At 54.4% G+C, this 23,358-nt stretch carries 21 protein-coding genes; 2 read left to right on the forward strand and 19 right to left on the reverse strand.

Features of this window, described 5'->3' with window-relative positions:
- Positions 1-61 precede the first annotated feature (61 nt).
- From EL29_RS11255 to lrhA, 16 genes are all read right to left on the reverse strand, one after another.
- A complete protein-coding gene (locus EL29_RS11255; RefSeq protein WP_013026501.1) occupies positions 62-520 on the reverse strand; it encodes a GNAT family N-acetyltransferase in 459 nt (152 codons plus the stop codon).
- Positions 521-560: 40 nt separating this feature from the next.
- Positions 561-1,484, reverse strand: a complete 924-nt coding sequence (locus EL29_RS11260) for an alpha/beta hydrolase (protein ID WP_028715402.1) — start codon at positions 1,482-1,484, stop codon at positions 561-563.
- A 200-nt stretch (positions 1,485-1,684) separates the two neighbouring features.
- Positions 1,685-3,142, reverse strand: coding sequence for an NADH-quinone oxidoreductase subunit NuoN (gene nuoN, locus EL29_RS11265; protein ID WP_013026503.1), 1,458 nt, complete (start codon positions 3,140-3,142; stop codon positions 1,685-1,687).
- Between the two features lie 6 nt (positions 3,143-3,148).
- A complete protein-coding gene (gene nuoM, locus EL29_RS11270) occupies positions 3,149-4,669 on the reverse strand; it encodes an NADH-quinone oxidoreductase subunit M (RefSeq protein ID WP_013026504.1) in 1,521 nt (506 codons plus the stop codon).
- A 204-nt stretch (positions 4,670-4,873) separates the two neighbouring features.
- Positions 4,874-6,709 (reverse strand): NADH-quinone oxidoreductase subunit L, encoded by a 1,836-nt coding sequence (gene nuoL / locus EL29_RS11275; protein WP_013026505.1) that lies wholly within the window; start codon positions 6,707-6,709, stop codon positions 4,874-4,876.
- Positions 6,706-7,008: an NADH-quinone oxidoreductase subunit NuoK gene (nuoK, locus tag EL29_RS11280; protein ID WP_013026506.1), complete on the reverse strand. Its 303-nt coding sequence runs from the start codon at positions 7,006-7,008 to the stop codon at positions 6,706-6,708. Before nuoK ends, nuoL begins: the two co-directional genes overlap by 4 nt.
- Positions 7,005-7,556 carry an NADH-quinone oxidoreductase subunit J gene (nuoJ, locus tag EL29_RS11285; protein WP_014605380.1) on the reverse strand — a complete coding sequence of 184 codons (552 nt, stop codon included), beginning with the start codon at positions 7,554-7,556 and terminating at the stop codon, positions 7,005-7,007. The genes nuoK and nuoJ overlap by 4 nt, the downstream gene beginning before the upstream one ends.
- A gap of 10 nt (positions 7,557-7,566) precedes the next feature.
- Positions 7,567-8,109 (reverse strand): NADH-quinone oxidoreductase subunit NuoI, encoded by a 543-nt coding sequence (nuoI, locus tag EL29_RS11290; RefSeq protein ID WP_013026508.1) that lies wholly within the window; start codon positions 8,107-8,109, stop codon positions 7,567-7,569.
- An 11-nt stretch (positions 8,110-8,120) separates the two neighbouring features.
- Positions 8,121-9,098, reverse strand: a complete 978-nt coding sequence (nuoH, locus tag EL29_RS11295; RefSeq protein WP_013026509.1) for an NADH-quinone oxidoreductase subunit NuoH — start codon at positions 9,096-9,098, stop codon at positions 8,121-8,123.
- Positions 9,095-11,818, reverse strand: a complete 2,724-nt coding sequence (nuoG, locus tag EL29_RS11300) for an NADH-quinone oxidoreductase subunit NuoG (protein ID WP_028715403.1) — start codon at positions 11,816-11,818, stop codon at positions 9,095-9,097. Before nuoG ends, nuoH begins: the two co-directional genes overlap by 4 nt.
- A 111-nt stretch (positions 11,819-11,929) precedes the next feature.
- Positions 11,930-13,270, reverse strand: coding sequence for an NADH-quinone oxidoreductase subunit NuoF (nuoF, locus tag EL29_RS11305; RefSeq protein ID WP_026021016.1), 1,341 nt, complete (start codon positions 13,268-13,270; stop codon positions 11,930-11,932).
- 2 nt (positions 13,271-13,272) lie between these two features.
- Complete coding sequence (gene nuoE, locus EL29_RS11310) at positions 13,273-13,788, reverse strand: NADH-quinone oxidoreductase subunit NuoE (RefSeq protein ID WP_013026512.1); 516 nt, start codon at positions 13,786-13,788, stop codon at positions 13,273-13,275.
- Positions 13,789-13,790: 2 nt separating this feature from the next.
- Positions 13,791-15,590, reverse strand: coding sequence for an NADH-quinone oxidoreductase subunit C/D (nuoC, locus tag EL29_RS11315; protein WP_013026513.1), 1,800 nt, complete (start codon positions 15,588-15,590; stop codon positions 13,791-13,793).
- A 117-nt stretch (positions 15,591-15,707) separates the two neighbouring features.
- A complete protein-coding gene (locus EL29_RS11320; RefSeq protein WP_006120026.1) occupies positions 15,708-16,385 on the reverse strand; it encodes a NuoB/complex I 20 kDa subunit family protein in 678 nt (225 codons plus the stop codon).
- 15 nt (positions 16,386-16,400) lie between these two features.
- Positions 16,401-16,844 (reverse strand): NADH-quinone oxidoreductase subunit A, encoded by a 444-nt coding sequence (locus EL29_RS11325; protein WP_013026514.1) that lies wholly within the window; start codon positions 16,842-16,844, stop codon positions 16,401-16,403.
- A 638-nt stretch (positions 16,845-17,482) separates the two neighbouring features.
- A complete protein-coding gene (lrhA, locus tag EL29_RS11330) occupies positions 17,483-18,406 on the reverse strand; it encodes a transcriptional regulator LrhA (protein ID WP_013026515.1) in 924 nt (307 codons plus the stop codon).
- A gap of 959 nt (positions 18,407-19,365) precedes the next feature.
- Between lrhA and EL29_RS11335 the strand changes: the two genes are divergently transcribed.
- A complete protein-coding gene (locus EL29_RS11335) occupies positions 19,366-20,583 on the forward strand; it encodes a pyridoxal phosphate-dependent aminotransferase (RefSeq protein ID WP_014594167.1) in 1,218 nt (405 codons plus the stop codon).
- 70 nt (positions 20,584-20,653) lie between these two features.
- A complete protein-coding gene (gene yfbR / locus EL29_RS11340; RefSeq protein ID WP_013026517.1) occupies positions 20,654-21,253 on the forward strand; it encodes a 5'-deoxynucleotidase in 600 nt (199 codons plus the stop codon).
- Between the two features lie 28 nt (positions 21,254-21,281).
- Here the strand turns inward: yfbR and EL29_RS11345 are convergent, their stop codons facing one another.
- From EL29_RS11345 to yfbV, 3 genes are all read right to left on the reverse strand, one after another.
- Positions 21,282-21,941 carry a sugar phosphatase gene (locus tag EL29_RS11345; protein WP_028715404.1) on the reverse strand — a complete coding sequence of 220 codons (660 nt, stop codon included), beginning with the start codon at positions 21,939-21,941 and terminating at the stop codon, positions 21,282-21,284.
- 13 nt (positions 21,942-21,954) lie between these two features.
- Positions 21,955-22,449, reverse strand: a complete 495-nt coding sequence (locus tag EL29_RS11350; RefSeq protein WP_026021018.1) for a YfbU family protein — start codon at positions 22,447-22,449, stop codon at positions 21,955-21,957.
- A gap of 143 nt (positions 22,450-22,592) precedes the next feature.
- A complete protein-coding gene (yfbV, locus tag EL29_RS11355; protein WP_014605378.1) occupies positions 22,593-23,042 on the reverse strand; it encodes a terminus macrodomain insulation protein YfbV in 450 nt (149 codons plus the stop codon).
- Positions 23,043-23,358 lie beyond the last annotated feature (316 nt).

A 23,358-nucleotide genomic window follows, 5' to 3' on the forward strand; every position in this document is an offset into this window, starting at 1 on the left:
AGGCCAACCGCCGGGATGCATTTTTTTTGCCCCACAGGGCATCTGAGCCGTTAGCGGCGCTTTACTGCCCTGCTCTGCGCATATCGATATGGGGAATACCGTCCTCAAGATAGCTGTCGCTGACCGTGATAAAGCCATGTCGCTGGTAGAACGCCTCAAGATGCGCCTGAGCAGAGAGAAACTGTGAATGCCCCGGCCAGTGCTGCTCACAACTGGCGATTGCCTGTGTCATCAGCTGGTTGCCTAAGTTCAGGCCACGAGCCTTACTGGATATGAGCACGCGTCCGATTTTCACCTCTGCCCCCGCGCGATCGGGTGACAATATGCGCGCGTAGGCCAGCAGATCCCCCTGCGCCATGCCGAGAATGTGACGATTCTCGCCCTGCAAATCCAGGCCATCGACGTCCAGATAGGCGCACTGCTGCTCCACGACGAATACCTCACAGCGTAAAGCCAGCGCCGCGTAGAGCTGCGGAACGCTTAAGGCTTGATGCTGAAGATCCAGCCAACTGATATGCATGTCTTATCCTTACTAAAATGGGCCGCCTGCCCGGGAGGCATCACATCACTTTACCGCGCCGGCCTTTCTGCAGCCAGTGAAGATAATGTTGAGGCCAGGCCATGGTCGGCGTGCCGGGTTTTCCCATACCAAAGCCATGCCCGCCCGTGAGATAGCGCACCAGCTCGACGTCAACCTGATGCTGTTGGCAGGCGCTGGCCATGATCAGGGTGTTATGGGGATCGGAAACCGGATCGTCTTCGGCCTGGACCAGAAAAAAGGGAGGCGATGTCGATGACACGTAATTCTGAACCGACCAGACTGCGTCCTCTGCCGCCGTCGCATGCGTTCCCACCAACATACGGTGCGTTGCGGTGTGCGTATAGGGCGCTTCCAGGGTGATCACCGGATAGATCAGCGCCGCCCCGTCAGCATAAGCTGGCGCACTGTCCAACGCATCAAGGGCAGCATAGCTTTGAAAGTCATGGCGCGTCACAGCCATTCCGAGTAAATGCCCACCCGCGGAAAAACCCAGCACCGAGAGCCGCTTTGCCTGCGGCCGTAACAGCCGCAGCGCGCGCTGGGCATCCTGCAGCGCGACTATGTTGCCCGCTGCCCAGCCCTCGCCGGGAAGCCGATAGCGCAGAATCGCCGCCGTATAGCCGCGTGCCGTTAACCAGCGTGCCGCAGGCCAGGCTTCTTTCGCCATTTCTATCCGTTTGTACCCCCCGCCGCCGGCTATCAGAACAACATGGCCGTTGGGCATGTTCGGTTTGATCACTGTCAGCGTCGGCACCGCGATATTGCGCTGTGCGCCCGAAGATGAGGTCTTAACGGCACCGACAGGGCCGCCGCCGCCGGGTGGCGTGCCAGGCCAGAGCGGAATCACCGTGTGTGAGATTTCCGGCTGGGATGCCCGCGACAGCGTGCTCTTTGCGACTATCAGCGCAGCGGTGAAGCCTAATAAAAAATGACGGCGCTCCATAGGCCATGCTCCTGTAACAAGCCAGAGGACATTGCAGCAGAAAAATAGGGAGACAGAATGAAGATGACGCATTTTTTTAGGGCAGCAGCAACCCTTGCGTCGTCACCGGTCGTGCGGTTAAGTCGCTGCATGGTGCAGTAGGCAGATTTCAGACAAAAAAAATCAGGCCCGAGGGCCTGATTCAGTATGACAATCGACGATTACATCAGGGGCTGAGCCATCTGTACCAGTCTGATTAACGGCTGCGGATAAACACCTAACAGCAGTACCAGAATCGCTGAAATCAGCACCACCACGCCGCCCGCAGTGAAGGCCCAGTTATCAGGCGTATCGCGGTTAAGCAGTTCTGGTGGGCTCAGGTACAGGCTCACGGTCACGCGCAGATAGTAGTACAGGCCAATAGCACTTCCCACCACCACCGCACCGGTCAACCACCACAGGTGCGCACTCACGCCAGAGGCAATCACGTAGAACTTACCGATAAAGCCCAGCGTCATTGGAATACCGGCCAGCGACAGCATCATCACCGTCATCACCGCAGAGAGAACCGGACGACGCCAGAACAGACCGCGATATGAGTAGAGTGAATCCGCATCCGGACCGCGATAAGGGCTCGACATCAGGCTCACGACACCAAAGGCACCCAGGCTGCTGAACAGGTAACCGGCCAGGTAAACCCCAGAGGTTTCCAGCGACAGCTGATGATCTTTCACCGCAATCAGCGCCACCAGCAAATAACCCAGATGCGCGATGGAGGAGTAACCCAACAGGCGCTTAATGTTGCTCTGCGAGATCGCCATCAGGTTACCGAACAGGATGGAAACGAAGGCGATGATACCCAATACCGTTCGCACCGCTTCGCTGTCGGTCACCGGCGCATACATGAACAAGCGCATGACGACACCGAAGATGGCGATTTTACTGGCCGTGGCCAGGAACGTTGATACCGGAGCCGGTGCCCCCTGATACACGTCTGGCGTCCACAGGTGGAACGGCACCAGCGACAGCTTAAAGCCCAGACCAATAATCAGCATTCCCAGGCCCACCAGCAACAGTGGCGCCTGAATCATGCTGTCAGTCAGGCTTTTGCCCAGGCTGACGAAGCCCAGGTTGCCAGAGTCAGCGTAAATCAGCGCAATACCAAACAGCAGGAAGGACGATGCCGCCGCCGACAGGATAGTGTATTTCAGGGCCGCTTCCAGCGAACGTTTCTGACGGAACGCGTAACCAATCAAACCAAACAGCGGCAGTGACAGCAGTTCAATTCCGATAAACAGCGATGCCAGGTGGTTAGACGCTGACAGCACGATACCGCCCAGTGCGGCAATCAGGACCAACAGATAAAACTCGTCCTTGTTATCCGGGAAAGTCGCCAGCCATGGATAGGCAAACGTACAGGTTGCCAGGCTGGCCAGCATCACCAGTGCGGTATAGAACATCGAGTAAGCATCAACGCGCAGCAGCGGCGTGACGTCCATCGCCCCGACCTGGCCCACAAAATATAGCGACAGCAGAGCCAGGTTCAGGCCAACCACTGTTAGCGTGGCGTTAACAAAGTGGTTGCGTCGCCAGGCAATGGACAGCATCACAACCACCACCGTCAATCCGACGATTAACAGCGGCAGCAACGCGATCAATTGTTGAGGAGTTATTGTCATGGCGAATTACGGCCTTGTAGTTGAAATTGAAGCGGTAAACCACTGCTGAATATTGCTCATTGCAGCATGTGAGGTATCCAGAATCGGCTGGGGATAAATACCCAACAGCACCAGCAGAACCACGAGCACGCCAATGGTCAGGAATTCACGTGCCGACATTCCTGGCAGTGGATCTTTAGATTTCGCTTCGCCGTAGTAGGCACGCTGCATCATGACCAGCGAATAAACCGAAGCGAAAACCAGACCAAAGGTCGCAATCACAATAATGACAGGAACGACCTGGAAGCTGCCGGTGAGGATCATAAACTCACCCACGAAGTTACCGGTGCCCGGCATCCCCAGGTTGGCGACAGCAAAGAACAGTGATAAACCCGGAATCCATTTGATGCGCGACCACAGACCGCCCATCTGACGCATATCACGCGTGTGCAGGCGCTCATACAGCTGACCACACAGGATAAACAGGGCCGCCGCAGACAGGCCGTGCGCAATCATCTGTATCACCGCGCCCTGAATGGCCAGTTGGCTGCCGGTGTAAATCGCAATCAGCACAAAGCCCATGTGGGAAATCGAGGTGTAGGCAATCAGGCGTTTAATATCCGTTTGCGAGAACGCCATCCAGGCGCCGTAGAAGATACCGATGATACCTAACCACATCGCGATAGGGGCAAACTCAGCGGATGCATTGGGGAACAGCGGCAGGCTGAAACGCAGCAAACCATAGGCCGCAGTTTTCAGCAAAATACCCGCCAGGTCCACTGAACCGGCCGTCGGCGCCTGACTGTGCGCATCGGGTAACCAACCGTGAAGCGGCACCACCGGCATTTTCACCGCAAACGCGATAAAGAAGCCCAGCATCAGCAGATATTCGACGGTGTGCGACATGGGCGTTTTCAACAACTGCTCGTAGTTGAACGTCCAGACGCCAGTCGCGTTGTAGTGGACAAACACCAGCGCCAGAATCGCAATTAACATCACCAGACCTGATGCCTGGGTATAGATAAAGAATTTGGTGGCCGCGGTGATACGGGTTTTCCCGTCCGAGGCTTTATGTCCCCACAGTGCGATGAGGAAGTACATCGGCACCAGCATCATTTCCCAGAAGAAGAAGAACAGGAACATGTCGATGGCAAGGAACACACCGATAACGCCGCCCAGAATCCACATCAGGTTAAGATGGAAGAATCCCTGATACTTCTCGATCTCGTTCCACGAACACAGCACGGCCATCAAACCGAGCAGCCCGGTCAGCACCACCATTAATAGCGAAAGGCCATCAAGCGCTAAATGGAAATTAATGCCGAAACGGGGGATCCAGGGTACTGAGAAGCTCGATTGCCACTGCGGAATACCCGCTGCCTGCGTCAGTGAATAGCCTCCCTGCAACCACAGCTGCAGTGAAAGCGCCAACGTCAGCCCCATGGTGATCAGTGCAATCCAGCGTGGCACTTTCGCGCCGAAGCGCTCGGCGAGCCAGCAGATAAAACCACCGAAGAAGGGTATGAAAATTAGCCAAGGTAATAACACGGCATACTTCCCTTTTATGGCCTTTTATGAGCTATCTTACTTACCATTTTCATTCCCGGCAGTGCTCGCAATCCTCACGTACTTCAGTACGCTCCGGTTGCTGTGCGCTGGCGGTAATGAAACTGGCTGCGACGATTGCGCTCATTACTCGGTTATTTGGACATTCTTAACTGGGGTAAGCGAACTCACCCCGCTCATCAATCTTTAAATTACCAGCAACAGGGCCAGAACCACGACGGCACCCACGCTCATCGACGCCACGTACCAGCGCAGATAACCGTTTTCACTGACCACCAGACCTTTATTGGCGATACGTGAAAGCAACGCAGGGAGGTTCATCAGGCCGTTGAGCGGATCGCGTTTTAACAGCCACGCAATGCCCAGGTACGGTTTGACAAACACCTTGTCGTAGAGCCAGTCGAAGCCCCAGGCAGCGAACCACCAGGTGCCGAAGAAGCGGCCCGGTGCGCTGTTGGCAATACGGGTCACCAGCTGACGTTTGCCCAGCCAAAGTGCGGCTGCAATCACGATGCCGGAAACCGCGACCAGACCCGATGCAATCTCCAGCGTCACTTTACCGTTTTCGCCAAACTCATTCGCCGGCAAAACGCCCGCCAGTGGTGGGGTAATCAGTGCGCCAACGAAGGTAGAAAGCACCAGCAGCACCAGCAGCGGCAGATGATGGGTAATGCCTTTACCCGCATGAGCATGAATCTTCTCTTCACCGTGGAACACGATGAAGATCATGCGGAAGGTATAAATTGAGGTCAGGAACGCACCCACCAGGCCCGCTACCATCAGGTTAAGATGACCGTTCGCCAGCGCACCAAACAGGATTTCATCTTTACTGTAGAAACCGGCGGTAATCAGTGGCAGTGCCGCCAGCGCGGCGCCGCCCACCAGGAAGCAGGTGTAAACCAGCGGGATGCTCTTACGCAGTCCGCCCATCTTAAAGATGTTCTGCTCGTGGTGGCAGGCCAGAATAACCGAACCTGAAGACAGGAACAGCAAGGCTTTAAAGAAGGCGTGAGTCATCAGGTGGAAAATCGCGGCATCCCACGCCTGTACGCCCAGCGCCAGGAACATGTAGCCAATCTGGCTCATGGTGGAGTAAGCGAGAACGCGTTTGATGTCCGTCTGAACCAGGGCAGCAAAGCCTGCCAGCACCAGGGTAATGGCACCGATAATGCCGACCAGATGCAGCACCTCAGGCGTCAGCAGGAACAGGCCATGCGTGCGGGCAATCAGGTAAACCCCTGCCGTTACCATGGTCGCGGCGTGAATCAGTGCCGATACCGGTGTCGGGCCTGCCATTGCATCGGCCAGCCAGGTCTGTAAGGGCAACTGGGCCGATTTACCGACCGCACCGCCTAACAGCATCAGGGTAGCCCACTGCAGCATGTGATTGTCCGCCGCAAAGTGTGCCGGTGCCAGCTCAACCATCTCGCGGAAGTTGAGCGTACCCAGTTCGTTGTAAAGGATGAACAGCGCAAAGGCCAGAAACACATCGCCGACGCGGGTGATGATAAAGGCTTTCATCGCCGCTTTGCCGTTTTCCGGATTGCTGTAGTAGAAGCCGATCAGGAGGTAAGAACACAGCCCTACCCCTTCCCAGCCCAGATACATCAGCATCAGGTTATCCGCCAGCACCAGAACCACCATGCTGGCGATAAACAGGTTGGTATAAGCGAAGAAGCGTGAATAGCCCTCTTCTCCGCGCATATACCAGGAGGCGAACATATGGATCAGGAAACCGACGCCGGTAACCACCGACAGCATGGTAAGCGAGAGGCCATCCAGAGTCAGATTGACCTGAATGTTAAAATTGCCCACGTGAATCCAGGTCCACAGCGCCTGGGTGAATACCTGCTGCCCGTTAGCAAAGAAGTCAACGCCAACATACAGGGTGGTTAGTGCGGCTAACCCCACCGAACCCATTCCGACCGTCGCCGACAGATTCTCTGACCAGCGACCACGGGAAAACGCTAACAGCAAAAAGCCGATCAGCGGAAACAAGACAGTTAAATAGAGAAGGTTCATCCGCGCATCTCGCTCACAATATCAATGTTCAGCGTCTGACGACGACGATAGAGCTGAAGCAGCAGGGCCAGACCGATACTGGCTTCCGCTGCGGCGAGGCTGATTGCCAGAATATACATCACCTGACCATCGGCCTGTCCCCAGTAGCTACCCGCAACGACCAGCGCCAGCGCCGCGGCGTTGATCATAATTTCAAGGCTGATCAGCATAAACAGCAGGTTGCGGCGCAGTACCAGCGAGGTCAGGCCAAGAACGAACAGCACCGCGGCCAAAATCAATCCATGTTGTAACGGGATCATGCTTGCTCCTTATTCGCCTGCGCGGCATCGTTTGAACGGTTGCTCAGGACTTCACCCTGGCGCTCTTCACGTCCCAGATGGAAGGCAACAACCAGACCGGCCAACAGCAGCATTGATGCCAGTTCAACCGCCAGGACATACGGGCCAAACAGGCTAATACCGACCGCTTTCGCGTCGATGATTTTACCGTCAATGCCCTGATCCTGTGCCGTCATGATGGCGTAAATCATGACCGCCAGTAGCAGAAAGGACACCAGACCGGGACCGATCCACAGGGACGGGCTGAGCCATTCGCGTTCCTGTTTCTCCGTGGCCTTGCCCAGGTTGAGCATCATCACGACGAACACGAACAGCACCATGATGGCACCGGCATACACGATGATTTCCAGCGCACCGGCAAAGTAGGCACCCAGGGAGAAAAAGACACCCGCCACCGATAACAGCGAAACGATCAGGTACAGCAACGCATGTACCGGATTAGTGTGGGTAATGACGCGTAACGTCGTCACCACCGCCACCAGTCCGCAAAGATAAAACGCAAATTCCATGCCTTGCTCCTTAAGGTAATAAGCCTTTGACGTCGATGGGTTTCGCTTCATTTTCAGCGTCACCTTTATCTTTACCGTCAATCGCCATACCTGCCATGCGGTAGAAGTTGTACTCCGGATATTTACCCGGCCCCGAGATCAACAGATCGTCTTTTTCATACACCAGATCCTGACGCTTGAACTCGCCCAGCTCGAAATCCGGCGTCAGCTGGATAGCGGTGGTTGGGCAGGCCTCTTCGCACAGGCCGCAGAAAATGCAGCGTGAGAAGTTAATACGGAAGAACTCTGGATACCAGCGACCGTCTTTGGTTTCGGCCTTTTGCAGTGAAATACAGCCTACCGGACAGGCTACTGCACACAGGTTACAGGCAACGCAACGCTCTGCCCCATCGGGATCGCGCGTCAAAACGATGCGACCACGATAGCGCGGTGGCAGGTAGACCGGCTCTTCCGGATACATCTGGGTTTCGCGTTTCGCGAAGGCGTGCATGCCTATCATCCAGATACTGCGAACTGTCGTGCCGAAGCCTACGACAATATCTTTTAATGTCATTTGTTTACCCCTTACTGCGCTGTGTACAGAATCACTGCGGCGGTCGCCAGCAGGTTCAACAGCGTCAACGGCAGACACACTTTCCAGCCGAACGACAGCACCTGGTCATAGCGTGGACGCGGAAGCGCAGCACGAATCAGGATGAACATCATCATAAAGAACGCCGTTTTCAGGGCGAACCAGATGAAAGGCGGCAGGAAAGGCCCATGCCAGCCCCCGAAGAACAGCGTCACAATCAGTGCTGAGACGGTGGTAATCGCGACGTATTCACCCACAAAGAACAGGCCGAATTTCATCCCGGCATATTCAATGTGGTAACCGTCGGCCAGCTCTTGCTCAGCTTCTGGCTGGTCAAAAGGATGACGGTGACAGACCGCGACGCCCGCAATACAGAAGGTCAGAAAACCAAAGAACTGCGGGATGATGTTCCACAGGTGCGTCTGGCTGTTGACGATATCGGTCATGTTGAACGATCCCGCCTGCGCCACTACGCCCATCAGCGACAGTCCCAGAAACACTTCGTAACTCAGCGTCTGCGCAGAGGCGCGCATGGCACCTAACAGCGAGTATTTGTTATTACTCGCCCAGCCGGCAAACAGTACGGCATAGACCGCCAGGCCCGCCATCATCAGGAAGAACAGCAGCCCGATGTTCAGGTCGGTGACGACCCAGGTCGGCGAAACCGGCACGATGGCAAATGCCAGCAGCAGTGACACGAAGGCGATGACCGGCGCCAGGGTAAAGATAAAGCGGTCGGTGAACGGGGGAACCCAGTCCTCTTTAAAGAACATCTTGATCATGTCAGCAACCAGCTGCAAGGATCCGCCCCAGCCCACGCGGTTCGGTCCATAGCGGTTCTGGAACAGGCCGAGCAGACGACGCTCGGCGAAGCTCATAAACGCACCGCAGCCCACCACGACCAGCAGAATCACCAGCGCTTTACCCACGGCGATCAGAATGTCGATAACACCTGGAGTTAACCAGCTCATTGCGCCGCCTCCTGCAGAGAATCAATTTTTGCATTCGCCAGGAATGGCGGTACGCCCGGCAGACCGAGTGGAAGCCCCACCTGCCCTGCCTGCAGCGACGCGGAGAAACGCACAGGCAAGCGTACGGTTTCACCGGCACAGGTTAATTCCACAGACGCGCCACTGTTCACGCCCAGCTTAGCCGCATCCTCCGGGTTCAGGACCAGAGTGGGTGCCGACATACGCTGTTGGATCACCGGCGCGCGCTGCGTCATCTCTTCACTACCGAATAGCTGATAGTAAGGCGCGACGCGGAACTGACCGTTAGTGGTATACGCGCCAGGTACGCTGCTGAACCAGGCTAACTGTGCGTCGCTGGCTTCGAACAGACGCACGCCGGGATCGCCGTGACGCAGTTTACCGCCCACTTCATCCTGGAATTTGTTCCATGCCTGAGGTGAGTTCCAGCCTGGCGCCCAGGCAAAGGGGATCTGCGAACGCGGTGCGTTCGGCTGGTTGTTCCCTTCCATTGAGAAGGCAAACATCGTGTCCTGATCCTGCGGCTGACGCGGCTCGTGCACGCTGATGTTGGCGCGCGCGGCGGTACGGCCACTGGCACGATGCGGTGAACGCGCCAGTTTCTGACCACGGATACGGAAGCTGGCATCCGGTGCCGCCTCTTTAATTCCCTTCAGCTGTGGCAGACTGGCAACCACGGCATCAATGACGTGATCCAGCTGCGTCCAGTCAACGTGGCGGCTTTCCAGCGCGCTGTGCAGCGAATGCAACCAGCGCCAGCTTTCCAGCATCACGATGCTGTTGTCATAATAGGCAGGATCGTACACCTGGAAGAAACGCTGTGCGCGCCCTTCGTGGTTGATTGAGGTGCCGTCGCTTTCCGCGAAGCTGGCCGCGGACAAAACCAGTCCGGCTTTCTCCAGCGTGGCGGTGCGTTGATGATCAACGACGATCACGTTAGCGGCTTGATTCAGCGCCGCATCCACCTGCGCTTTTGGCGCATGGCGATAGAGATCGTTTTCCAGTACCACGACCGCATCGGCTTCGCCGCTTTGCAGTTGTTCTAGCGCCTGGTCCAGGGTGTTTCCGCCCATCAGGCCCAGCCCCATGCTGTTCGCATGGCCTGCCAGTAAGGTGATACCGACGTCTGCGCCGCGCGCTTTCAGCGCTTTCGCCACGTTCGCGGCCGCTTCAATCATGGCAGTGCTGCCTGAGTGAACACCGGAAACGATCAGCGGTTTTTTAGCGCCGGCCAGCGCTTGCACGACGACATCCAGCTTGCCGTTCAGCGCAGCGTCGAAATCGCTTACGGCCGGGGCGGTTTCGTCCAGCGCATTGGCGATGGCAAATCCAAGACGCGCCTGATCTTCCACTGGGGCACGATAGCTCCACGCGGCAATATCATCGAGACGCGTTTCATCGACGTTGGTGACAAAGAGCGGATGCTTAGCGTGCTGACCGATATTCATGATGGCCGCGATTTGCCAGTCTGCGACTTTCTGCGCAGCGGCCATTTCACGGGCCTTACCTTTCACAGCCTGGCGCACAGACAGGGCCACGCGCGCGCCAACCTGGGTCAAATCTTCCCCCAGCACCAGCACTGCATCGTAGCTTTCAATTTCACGCAGCGATGGCGTATAAATTCCGCCGTCACGCAGCACTTTTAACAACAGTTCAAGGCGTTCCTGCTCACCGGCAGGCATACCGGTAGAGAAGTTTTCGGCCCCGACCAGTTCACGCAGCGCAAAGTTGCTCTCGACGCTGGCACGTGGCGAGCCGATACCAATCACGCGTTTCGCCTGGCGCAGCACGTCTGCCCCGACGTTCACCGCCTGCTCCGCATTCAGCGTCACGCGATCGCTGCCGCGCAGCTGTACCGGATGGTGAGGGCGGTCCTTCAGGTTGACGTAACCGTAACCAAAGCGACCACGGTCACACAGGAAGTAGTGGTTAACGCTGCCATTGTAACGGTTTTCGATGCGGCGCAGCTCGCCATAGCGCTCACCCGGACTGGTGTTACAGCCCACGCTGCACTGCTGACAGATGCTGGGCGCGAACTGCATATCCCATTTACGGTTATAGCGTTCAGAGTGGGTTTTATCGGTAAATACGCCGGTTGGGCAGACTTCAACCAGGTTGCCGGAAAACTCGCTTTCCAGCGTGCCGTCTTCCGGGCGGCCGAAGTAAACGTTGTCATGCGCGCCATAAACGCCCAGATCGGTACCGTCAGCATAATCTTTGTAATACCGCACACAGCGGTAGCAGGCGATACAGCGGTTCATCTCATGCGAAATGAACGGGCCAAGGTCCTGATTACGGTGGGTGCGTTTGGTGAAGCGATAGCGGCGGAAGCTGTGGCCGGTCATTACCGTCATATCTTGCAGATGACAGTTACCGCCCTCTTCGCATACCGGACAGTCGTGCGGGTGGTTGGTCATTAACCACTCAACCACGCTTTCACGGAACTCTTTCGCTTCGCCATCATCAATAGAGATGAAGGTGCCGTCAGACGCCGGCGTCATACAGGACATGACAAGGCGGCCGCGGGTATCTTCAGCGTTCTGGAATTGCTTTACCGCACATTGGCGGCAGGCACCCACGCTTCCCAGCGCCGGATGCCAGCAAAAATAAGGAATATCAAGGCCCAGAGACAGACATGCCTGTAGCAGGTTGTCCGCTCCGTTCACATCATATTCTTTACCGTCTACATGGATTGTAGCCATAGTGACATGCTTCCGTAAGGCTCGTCATAGACGAGCGTTAATCAAATTCTTGTTCCTGCACACTGCAGCAGGAACGGCGGCACAGGGCCAGCTCCCGTGGATAACGGCGAATTACCAGCGCGCTTTCAGCAGGTTTGGCTGAATACCACCGATCGATCGGGTATTACCAAACACCTGCGGCGCGATACCGGCTTCAAACTCTTCACGGAAATATTTAATGGCGCTTTGCAGCGGTTCGACTGCACCGGGTGCGTGGGCGCAGAACGTCTTGCCCGGGCCGAGCTGGCGGCAAAGCTGCTCCAGGGTTTCGATATCCCCCGGCTGGCCTTTTTTCTGCTCCAGCGCGCGCAGGATCTTCACGCTCCACGGCAAACCATCGCGGCATGGCGTACACCAGCCGCAGGATTCACGGGCAAAGAACTCTTCGAGATTGCGTACCAGTGAAACCATATTGATTTCATGGTCCACGGCCATGGCCAGCGCCGTACCCAGACGGCTGCCCGCTTTACCGATGCTGGCGAACTCCATCGGCAGATCCAGATGCTGTTCCGTCAGGAAGTCCGTTCCCGCCCCGCCCGGCTGCCACGCTTTAAAGCGCAGACCATCGCGCATGCCGCCGGCATAGTCTTCCAGGATTTCACGGGCCGTGATACCGAACGGCAGTTCCCAGACGCCAGGGTTTTTCACCCGACCCGAGAAGCCCATCAGCTTGGTACCCGCATCGTCGCTCTTAGACAGACCCTGATACCACTCAACGCCGTTTGCCAAAATAGCCGGCACGTTTGACAGCGTTTCAACGTTGTTCACGCAGGTCGGCTTACCCCAAACGCCCGCGCTCGCCGGGAAAGGCGGCTTAGAACGTGGGTTAGCACGGCGTCCTTCCAGCGAGTTAATCAGTGCGGTTTCTTCACCGCAAATATAGCGGCCTGCGCCGGTGTGGACGATGAGTTCGAAATCGAACCCTGAGCCCAGGATATTTTTACCCAGTAACCCGGCTTCGGTCGCTTCAGCGATGGCACGGCGCAGATGCACCGCCGCTTCAATGTATTCGCCACGCAGGAAGATGTAGCCACGGTAGGCTTTCAGGGCAAACGCACTGATCAGCATGCCTTCAACCAACTGATGCGGCATCTGCTCCATCAACAGGCGGTCTTTATAGGTGCCCGGCTCCATTTCATCGGCGTTACACAGCAGGTAACGGATGTTCATGGATTCGTCTTTCGGCATCAGGCTCCACTTCAAACCGGTAGAGAAGCCTGCACCACCGCGTCCCTTCAGGCCGGAATCTTTCACCAGCGCCACGATCTCGTCGGGTGCCATGCCCTTCAGTGCTTTTTCCGCACCGGCGTAGCCGTTTTTGCTGCGGTACTCATCCAGCCATACCGGCTGCTGATCGTCGCGCATGCGCCACGTCAGTGGATGGGTTTCGGCAGTACGAATGATCTGTTTAATTGTCATTGATACTGCTCCAGCAAAGAGGCGATGCCTTCCGGCGTCAGATGAACGTGCGTATCTTCATCCACCATCATGGTTGGGCCTTTATCGCAGTTACCCAGACAACAGGTCGGCAGCAACGTAAAGCGGCCGTCGGTCGTGGTCTGGCCGGGCTTGATATTGAGGTTTTCTTCCAGCGCAGCCTGAATGCCCTGAAAACCGGTAATGTGACAGACCACGCTGTCGCAGTAGCGGATCACGTGGCGGCCAACCGGCTGGCGGAAAATCTGGCTGTAGAACGTTGCCACACCTTCTACGTCACTGGCGGGAATGCCCAGAACGTCGGCAATCGCATGAATCGCGCCGTCTGGAACCCAGCCACGTTGTTTCTGTACGATTTTCAGCGCTTCAATTGACGCCGCGCGTGCATCTTCGTAATGGTGTTTTTCGTGCTCAATCGCATGGTGCTCTTCCGCACTCAGCACGAAGACCTCGTTAGGGTCGATCGTTTTAATAGCAATGTGTTGATCGTGCATAATTAGCGGTCCACGTCTGACATAACAAAGTCGATACTACCGAGGTACACGATTAAATCGGATACCAGGCTGCCACGGATTACCGAAGGAATCTGCTGCAGGTGCGGGAAGCTCGGCGTACGCACACGTGTGCGATAACTCATCGTGCTGCCATCGCTGGTCAGGTAGTAACTGTTAATCCCTTTAGTCGCCTCAATCATCTGGAAGGATTCATTGGCCGGCATAACCGGGCCCCATGACACCTGCAGGAAGTGAGTGATCAGGGTTTCAATGTGCTGCAGCGTGCGCTCTTTTGGCGGCGGGGTTGTCAGCGGATGATCGGCTTTAAACGGCCCTTCCGGCATGTTGTTCAGGCACTGTTCCAGAATACGCAGCGACTGCCACATCTCTTCCATTTTCAGCTGTACGCGCGTGTAGGCATCGCTGATACCGGCACCCACGGGCACTTCGAAGTCGAAGTTTTCATAGCCTGAATAGGGACGCCATTTACGCACGTCAAAATCGAGACCGGTGGCGCGCAGGGCAGCACCGGTTGTGCCCCAGGCCAGCGCTTCTTCCATATTGTAGGCTGCCACACCTTGCGAACGGCCCATCAGAACGGTGTTGCGCAGCGCCGCTTTGTCGTACTCTTTCAGGCGCTTTGGCATCCAGTCCAGGAAGTCACGCAGCAGGCGCTCCCAGCCTTTCGGCAGGTCGTGTGCCACACCGCCAATACGGAACCAGGCCGGGTGCATACGGAAACCGGTAATCGCCTCAACCACATCATAAATTTTCTGACGGTCGGTAAAGGCAAAGAACACCGGCGTCATTGCGCCAACGTCCTGAATAAAGGTCGAGATGTACAGCAGGTGACTGTTGATGCGGAAAAGCTCAGAGAGCATGACGCGAATAACATTCACGCGGTCAGGCACCACGATACCAGCCAGTTTCTCAACGGCCAGTACGTAAGGCATTTCGTTAACGCAGCCACCAAGGTACTCAATACGGTCGGTGTAAGGAATGTAGCTGTGCCAGGACTGACGTTCGCCCATTTTCTCTGCGCCACGGTGGTGATAACCAATATCCGGGACGCAATCGACGATCTCTTCCCCATCCAGCTGCAAAATGATGCGGAAAGCACCGTGCGCTGACGGGTGGTTTGGACCGAGGTTGAGGAACATGAAATCTTCGTTGGCGGTGCTGCGTTTCATGCCCCAGTCTTCCGGCTTGAATGTCAGCGCTTCCATTTCCAGATCTTCTTTCTGCTTCGTCAGCGTGAAAGGATCGAATTCGGTCGCACGCGCAGGATAGTCCTTGCGCAGCGGATGCCCTTCCCAGGTCTGCGGCATCATAATGCGCGTCAGATGCGGGTGACCATCAAAGGTGATACCAAACATCTCCCAGGTTTCGCGCTCATACCAGTTGGCATTGGCGAAAATATTGGTGATGGTCGGCACATGCATATCGTTTTCAGATAAAGCCACCTTGAGCATGATGTCGCGATTGCGTTCAATCGAGAGCAGGTGGTAGAAAACGGAAAAATCCGCGGCAGGTAAACCGGCGCGGTGGGTACGTAAGCGTTCGTCCATGCCATGCAGGTCATACAGCATGACGTACGGCTTAGGAAGTTTTCGCAGGAATGTAATGATTTCCAGCAGCTGTTCACGCTTTACCCAAACAACCGGAATACCGGTGCGGGTCGCCTGAACGGTAAAGGCATCCGGCCCAAAACGATTACGCAGCTCGCCGATCACCGGGTCATCCAGGTGATCCCGGGTTTGCCATAGCGGCTGAGCGAGATCTTGCGTGGTCAAATCTGTCATACGTTACTCACCATTCCGGCCTGATAACAGGCGCTCAAATGAAGGCGTCAGGATGGTGCCATGCATTAATTTGTGGTGTTGTCTGCTGCAGGCACTGATTCCATCCATACGGTTAACTTAAACTTCGTCTGGTGTACGCAGGTTGGTTACTGCAATACGTTCGCCACGCTTACGTTCACGCTCAGACTGCATATTGGCACGGTAAACGCCCTGGTCTCCGACCACCCACGAAAGGGGACGGCGCTCTTTGCCAATGGATTCCTGCAGCAGCAGAAGTGCCTGCATGTAAGCTTCAGGGCGCGGCGGGCAACCCGGGATATACACGTCAACCGGCAGAAACTTATCAACGCCCTGCACGACAGAATAGATATCGTACATGCCGCCTGAGTTGGCACAGGCACCCATGGAAATCACCCATTTCGGCTCCAGCATCTGATCGTACAAACGCTGAATCACCGGGGCCATTTTGGTAAACGGCGTACCGGCAATGACCATGAAGTCGGCCTGACGTGGCGATGCACGCATAACCTCTGCACCGAAACGCGCGACGTCGTGCACGGCGGTGAAGGAGGTGGTCATCTCAACGTAGCAGCATGAAAGACCAAAGTTGTAAGGCCACAGGGAGTTTTTACGTCCCCAGTTCACCATGTCGTGCAGGGCGTGTTCGAGCTTGCCCATGTAGACGCTGCGATGAACGTGCTGCTCCAGCGGATCGCTGACGATTTCCTGCTTTTGCAGAGGGTAACGGTCGTTCTCACCACCGTTTGGGTCTATGCGGGTGAGCGTATAGTCCATCTTATTGCCTCTCTTTTACTGCTTATGAGGATTGGTGTGACTTACCGTGGGCGTTTTAACCACGATTCGCCGGCGTGCAGGCGTCCAGTCCAACGCGCCAATGCGCACCAGATAAACCAGGCCCGCCAGGAGCACCAAAATGAAAATTGCGGCTTCCACAAAGCCGACCCAGCCGCTTTCACGAATAGAGGTCGCCCATGCGTATAAAAAGAGAGCTTCTACGTCGAAGATAACGAAGAACATCGCTACCAGGTAGAATTTTGCTGATAAGCGGAGGTGAGTGTCACCGACGGATTCAATGCCGGACTCAAAAGGTGTGTCTTTGTAACGGGCACGCGCTCTGCCGCCAAGCAGCCAGCCTCCGGTTAACATGAACGCACAGAGGCCAAAAGCGATGACGATAAATACGACGAATGCCCAATGCTGAGCGATGATTTCGGTGGTAGTTGACATACTCATTGCTTACTCATCAAAAGTGGCGCGGGCATCCTGCTCGGGTTCTGGCAGCAAACTCACCACATCGATTCAAAGGGAAGGATAAAAACCTTACAAATTTTGCTGTTACTCTGCAATAAGCAGCAATTTTATGGGGTTTTTTACTCCTTTCTATAACCTTTTGTCAACTTTGACAAAAGTATCCAAACTTTATTTTACACCTGCATCATATTATTAACATATGATGCGCGTGTTTCCAGCTAAATCGCTTCAGTCTGTAAGGGTAATTTTAGTGTAGCGGGTATTTGCGCGCATGGATCGTGCAATTAACCCTCATATTTTGACAGGATTTCGGGGGTTTTCCTTCCCTTGGGAATGGCTATTTTGTTGATCCAGAACACAGAATTATCTTTTTTGTGTTAAATTTCAGCAGTTATCAGACTGATTCGAATCAAATATTTTACATTTTGCCTCTCGCCCGCCATTTACATCGCCCTGAAATGCTTGCGGGCAGGCGATAAACTCAGCGTCTCCGTGCGGGTTTTTATTTCGCAGGAAAAAGGTCAAAAAAAAGCCTCCTGTTCTTTTTACAGAACAAGAGGCCTGTTTACAGCCATTATCTTACCGGTGAATGACGTTTTTTTTGCGACAGCGTGAAAATGTTACTCTTCGTCATCCAGCAACAGCGTGCCGTCAGCGTTGGCCACCATGTTGTACGGATCGTGCGTGGACTGCATAGCATTAAAGATGGCCAGCGCCAGCTCGTTGTCGCTGTCGGCATTACGGCACAGCAGATACTGTGTATCCGGTAAAACCGGCAAGCCTTCTGCTGCGCCCATCACGCGCAGTTCCGGGCTCATCATTTCTACCGGACGCGCCGTTACACCCAATCCTGCTTTGACTGCCGCACGAACGGCCGCCAGGGTTGATGCAACGTAAGAGATACGCCACGGGATACCGGCTTCGTTGAGATGATCAATCGCCATATCACGATACGGACTGGGTTCATCAAGCAGTACCAGTGGAATAGCTTCTCCACGCTGGAACACATAATCCGCCGCGCAATACCACAGGGTCGGAGAGGTACGCAGAACCTGATGGGTAAAGTTACCCGGGCTTGACGTCGTGACGACTAAGTCAACTTCGCCCTGATTCAGCATTTCCATCATGAACGGATTGCGTTTCACGCGAACATCAATCGCCAGTTTTGGATAGACAGAGGTCACGCGGTTTAACAGGAACGGCAGAATGGTATCTGAGGTATCGTCAGAAGCGCCAATCGTCAGTACACCCTGGATGTTGCTGTACATCAGTGAAGTACAGGCTTCATCGTTAAAACGCAGGATTTTCCTGGCATAGCCCAGAAGCTGAATGCCGTGTTCAGTTAACAACTTGTTGCGGCCATGTCTGGCAAACAACTCTTTACCGACCAGTTGTTCCAGACGTTGCATCTGCTGACTCACTGCCGATTGCGTTCTGCACACCGCAGCAGCAGCGGCTGCAAAGGTGTTCAGGTCAGCTACAGCAACAAAAGTCCGGAGCAGATCGAGATCGAGATTGAGTATCGGACGATTTGCATTAGTCATGTTTTTTCTTCACTTATTAGATTTTTAAGAACTACTATCCTGGTGTTATTACAAGCTTATCAAAGCGATAAGCGGTAATGATGCTTCATGGCGTCCCGGCAAAGGGCCGACATAAAATTTACTTACGGAGGAAGACGGTACTTCCCTGCAAAACAGGGAAACCGGGTCCTGAAGACAGAGACAACTTCTGTACCGAAGGCACTGGATGCAAAAATGCGGGAAGCTGTGTAGTTGTCTTTTCCTACCCCCAAAGTGCCCTCAGGCAGGGGTAAACGGGTCTGTAATACGCTAACGGTACGCAGCGTTTAATCTCATCAAATAGTAAATTATACTTAATCATTTTTGACCGCAAAATGGAAATGTTTTTGTGAAAAGCATTGCATATTTTGATCAAATAGCATCTTACATCCCTTCGAGAATGTCCTGAGCGGACGTAACCTGCCTGAAAACAGGAAATACGACTTTTCAGCGATGAAACATGCATTGATGATGCTCCCGGTTGTCTCTCCCGGCCCTGAAAATCTTATAAAAAACCTTTGATATAAGATAGTTAACATTATGCACCATCGTTTTTTTTCAGGTTACTCTGAGTTGAGGCCGCTTTTTGCGTGCAAATTTTATGCATCAATAAAGCATAATTAAACTATTTCACTCATGACGCATCACAGATTCTCAGATTGTTTTACGGCCTTCAGGTTCATTATCGGCAAAATAAAAGCAGACATTACCCAGCGCTCAATTTTTAATCGCAGCATAATAAACTAATAAAACTCAAAAAAACAAACGTTACAACCGGCCTGCTTGATAACCAATACGCATTCCATCGTCTGGCTGGAGACAAAGATGCTGAACACGCCAAAACCGCGCCCTGCCCTTCTTTTGTCGGCCTGAGGAGAGTACATTGTGCAGGTTTGTTTTCAGCGGCAGGCACAAGGATTCTGCACATTAAGGCGGCCACAATGACTTTTCAAATTGATAAATCCGGCAAACTGGACAATGTCTGTTACGACATTCGTGGACCGGTTTTAAAAGAGGCTAAACGCCTTGAAGAAGAAGGTAATAAAGTTCTTAAGTTGAACATCGGCAATCCGGCCCCCTTTGGCTTCGAAGCGCCGGACGAGATTCTGGTTGATGTCATCCGTAACCTTCCCAGCGCACAGGGATACTGTGACTCCAAAGGATTGTATTCTGCTCGTAAAGCCATCATGCAGCACTACCAGGCGCGTGACATGCGCGACGTCACGGTGGAAGACATCTATATCGGCAACGGTGTTTCTGAACTCATCGTCCAGGCCATGCAGGCGCTGCTGAACAGCGGTGATGAAATGCTGGTGCCGGCACCTGACTACCCGCTATGGACCGCGGCCGTGTCGCTATCAAGCGGCAAAGCCGTGCACTACCTGTGTGATGAGTCCGCAGGCTGGTTCCCGGATCTGGATGATATCCGCAGTAAAATTACGCCACGCACGCGCGGCATCGTGATTATCAATCCCAATAATCCAACCGGTGCGGTTTACAGCAAAGCACTGTTGATGGAAGTCGTTGAGATTGCCCGCCAGCATAACCTGATTATTTTCGCTGACGAGATCTACGATAAAATTCTGTACGACGACGCACAGCATCACTCTATTGCTGCACTGGCGCCGGACTTGCTGACCGTAACCTTTAACGGCCTGTCTAAAACCTATCGCGTAGCGGGTTTCCGCCAGGGCTGGATGGTGCTAAACGGCCCCAAAAAGCATGCTAAAGGTTATATCGAAGGGCTGGAGATGCTGGCCTCCATGCGTCTGTGTGCCAACGTCCCCGCGCAGCATGCCATTCAGACTGCGTTGGGCGGCTATCAGAGCATTAGTGAATTTATTGTGCCTGGCGGGCGGCTCTATGAACAGCGTCAGCGCGCATGGGAACTGATCAACGATATTCCCGGCGTGAGTTGTGTGAAGCCGCAGGGCGCGCTTTATATGTTCCCGCGTATTGATGCCAAAAAATTCAATATCCACGACGATCAGAAAATGGTGCTGGATTTCCTGCTACAGGAGAAAGTGCTACTGGTTCAGGGAACGGCGTTTAACTGGCCGTGGCCCGATCATCTGCGCATCGTGACGCTGCCGCGCGTCGACGACCTGGAAATGGCGATCAATAAGTTTGGCCGTTTTCTGCAAGGCTACCGCCAGTAGTCCGGATGCGCCTATACTGATGTGATTTCGGGGAGAGCACGCCTCTCCCCTGTCGCAAACAGGAATTACCATGACTCAGAGCCATTTCTTCGCCCACCTTTCCCGTCTCAAACTCATCAACCGCTGGCCGCTGATGCGCAACGTGCGCACCGAGAACGTCTCTGAACACAGTTTGCAGGTCGCGATGGTTGCCCACGCGCTGGCCATCATTAAAAATAAGAAGTTTAACGGCAACCTTAATGCCGAGCGCATCGCCATGATGGCGCTGTATCACGACGCCAGTGAAGTGCTGACCGGAGACTTACCCACGCCGGTGAAGTACTACAACGCGCAGATCGCCCACGAATACAAAAAGATTGAGAAAATCGCGCAGCAGAAGTTGATTGAGATGCTGCCGGACGAGTTGCAGGATGTTTACCGTCCGCTGATTGATGAGCATCTGCACAGTGAGGAAGAAAAAGCCGTCGTGAAACAAGCCGATGCGATCTGTGCCTACGTAAAATGCCTGGAAGAGCTGTCGGCCGGGAATAATGAGTTTTTGTTAGCAAAAGCGCGGCTGGAAAAAACCCTGAATCAGCGTCGTTCGCCCGAAATGAGCTATTTCGTGGAGGTATTCATTCCCAGCTTTAGCCTGTCTCTGGACGAAATCTCGCAGGACACGCCGCTCTGACAATGGCGGCTTCACGCCGCCCTTTTACCTAGCCTTGATGGTGAAACGCAAACTTGCCCGTCGATCGTTTGGTGACCACCAGCGATTCCAGTGAAGTCAGGCGCAGCGCCACTTCGTCAATGCGTGGCGTATCATCAGGCGCATTCGCGGCGATCACGGCACAGCCCGCAGCTAACCCGGCGATCACGCCGGCCGGCGCATCTTCTACCACTACGCAGTCGGCTGGCGACAGCTTTAACCTTTCTGCACCCAGTAAGTAAGGATCGGGTTCTGGCTTGCCCTTCGCCACCTGTTCGGCCGTAATAAACACGGCAGGCTGAGGTAAACCTGCTGCTTTGTGACGCGCATGCGCCACCGGCACGGAGCCGGAGGTGACAATCGCCCAGGGGATTTGCAACGCATTCAGCTGCGTGAGCAACGCTTTTGCGCCTGGCAGCGCCCGCACGCCGTCCGTGTCTTCTGCTTCCGTTTTTTCCAGCGCCAGAAACTCGGCCTGGATTACCGCTTCTGACTGGCCCGCCATAAAGTGGCGCAGTGAAGTAATCGCCTGCTTTCCGTGAATGAAGTCCAGAATCTCATCAGCCGCAATGCCATGACGTGCACCCCAGTTGCTCCAGGCGCGTTCAACCGCGGGTAGCGAATCCACTAAGGTGCCATCTAAATCAAATAAAAAACCACTGTACTCCACGCGTCACTCCTCATCAGGCGTTAATGATTTGCGCAATCTCGTTTACGCTTAAATGGTATTGGCGAGGACAAGTCTGCCACAAAGCCAGCATACGTTGATACTTTTCCCACATCGGCGTTTGCGCATTAAAGCCATGCGTTCCCGCATCAAAATGGGTATAGCGCCCTTCGATGTTCACCATAAACCGCACATAACCGAGATAGCGGGATTCGGTGGCGGCATCAAACCCCAGAAACGCCAGACGTCGTGGGTCGATATCGCCTTGGGTCTTGAGATTAGCCCAGGAGACCTGCAGCGCGTGGTGCATTTCCATAATGTCGATAAGCGTCCGGCAGGTCTCTTCGGGAAGCTTGCCAAACTCTTTGTCCAGCTCCCGCATTTGCAGGCCATAGCCACGCTCAATGATAGTCTGGTAGCGACGAAAACGTTCGGCGCTCTCCGGTTCCAGCATTGCCATGATTTTGTACTGGTTAGTCAGGATCAAACGTTGCGCGTGGGTCATTTCCATCATCTTGTCCTCCAGCCCGCGGGCTGTTCAGGTTTTATACGATGGAAAGATAATTACACAGGGAAAGCGATGCGGGCGTAGCCACATCGCTTTTCATTGATTTAACCGCAGGTTTGCGTGCAATAATTTCTGCGTGGTGCGGATTAAAGATCGTCCAGAAAGGTGCGGTCCAACTGTTTGAAGGCGCGCTTAAGCAGATCGGCCAGTGCCTGGTAAGTTGGTTTGCCTTCAACCGGTGCGATCGCCTGGCCTGCGGCTTCCAGCTTCGTGCGCACTTCATGGAACCAGCGCAGCAGCGTGGGCGGCAATGGGGTGACGGATCGCTTACCCAGCCACCATAATCCCTGCATAGGCAAACTACAGGCAAAGAGAGCCGTTGCTACTGCCGGGCCCAATTGCCCACCCATCGCTATCTGCCATGTGAGCGTAAAGACCGCCAGCGGCGGCATAAAGCGAATCGCAAAGCGCGTAGCCGTCGATACACGGTTCTCAGGAAAGACCGGTGCCAGGCGTTTATCGTTGGGCCAGGTCTTCATATAATGCTGTCCGCGTTGAAACATCCGGAACCAGCCGGTGTGAGATTCATTCGCCATGGCTCGCCTCAACTAATACTGTATTTTTTGAAAAATAATTATAACCACACAACTTTACGTAACATCCTTCAAATATTTTTGTCTTTAAAGGTGACTCCGGCTATTCTGACGCCGTTTTAACAGCGTCACTGCCGCAACTTCCCTTGTAACAGAGACGACAAGGCCCGTTTTAAGCGAAATTTCAAATTTATGCGTAAAGACTCAATTTTTTTTGCATAAAACGCACTATTTTGACCTGGGTATGACTTCTGTCATTAATCTGGCTGCATCGATGGGCTACGCTGTAAGTCTGATTGCGTTATTTTTAGCCACTTTT

Origin of the sequence: Pantoea ananatis LMG 2665 (assembly GCF_000710035.2) — a bacterium.
Taxonomy (GTDB): Bacteria; Pseudomonadota; Gammaproteobacteria; order Enterobacterales; family Enterobacteriaceae; genus Pantoea; species Pantoea ananatis.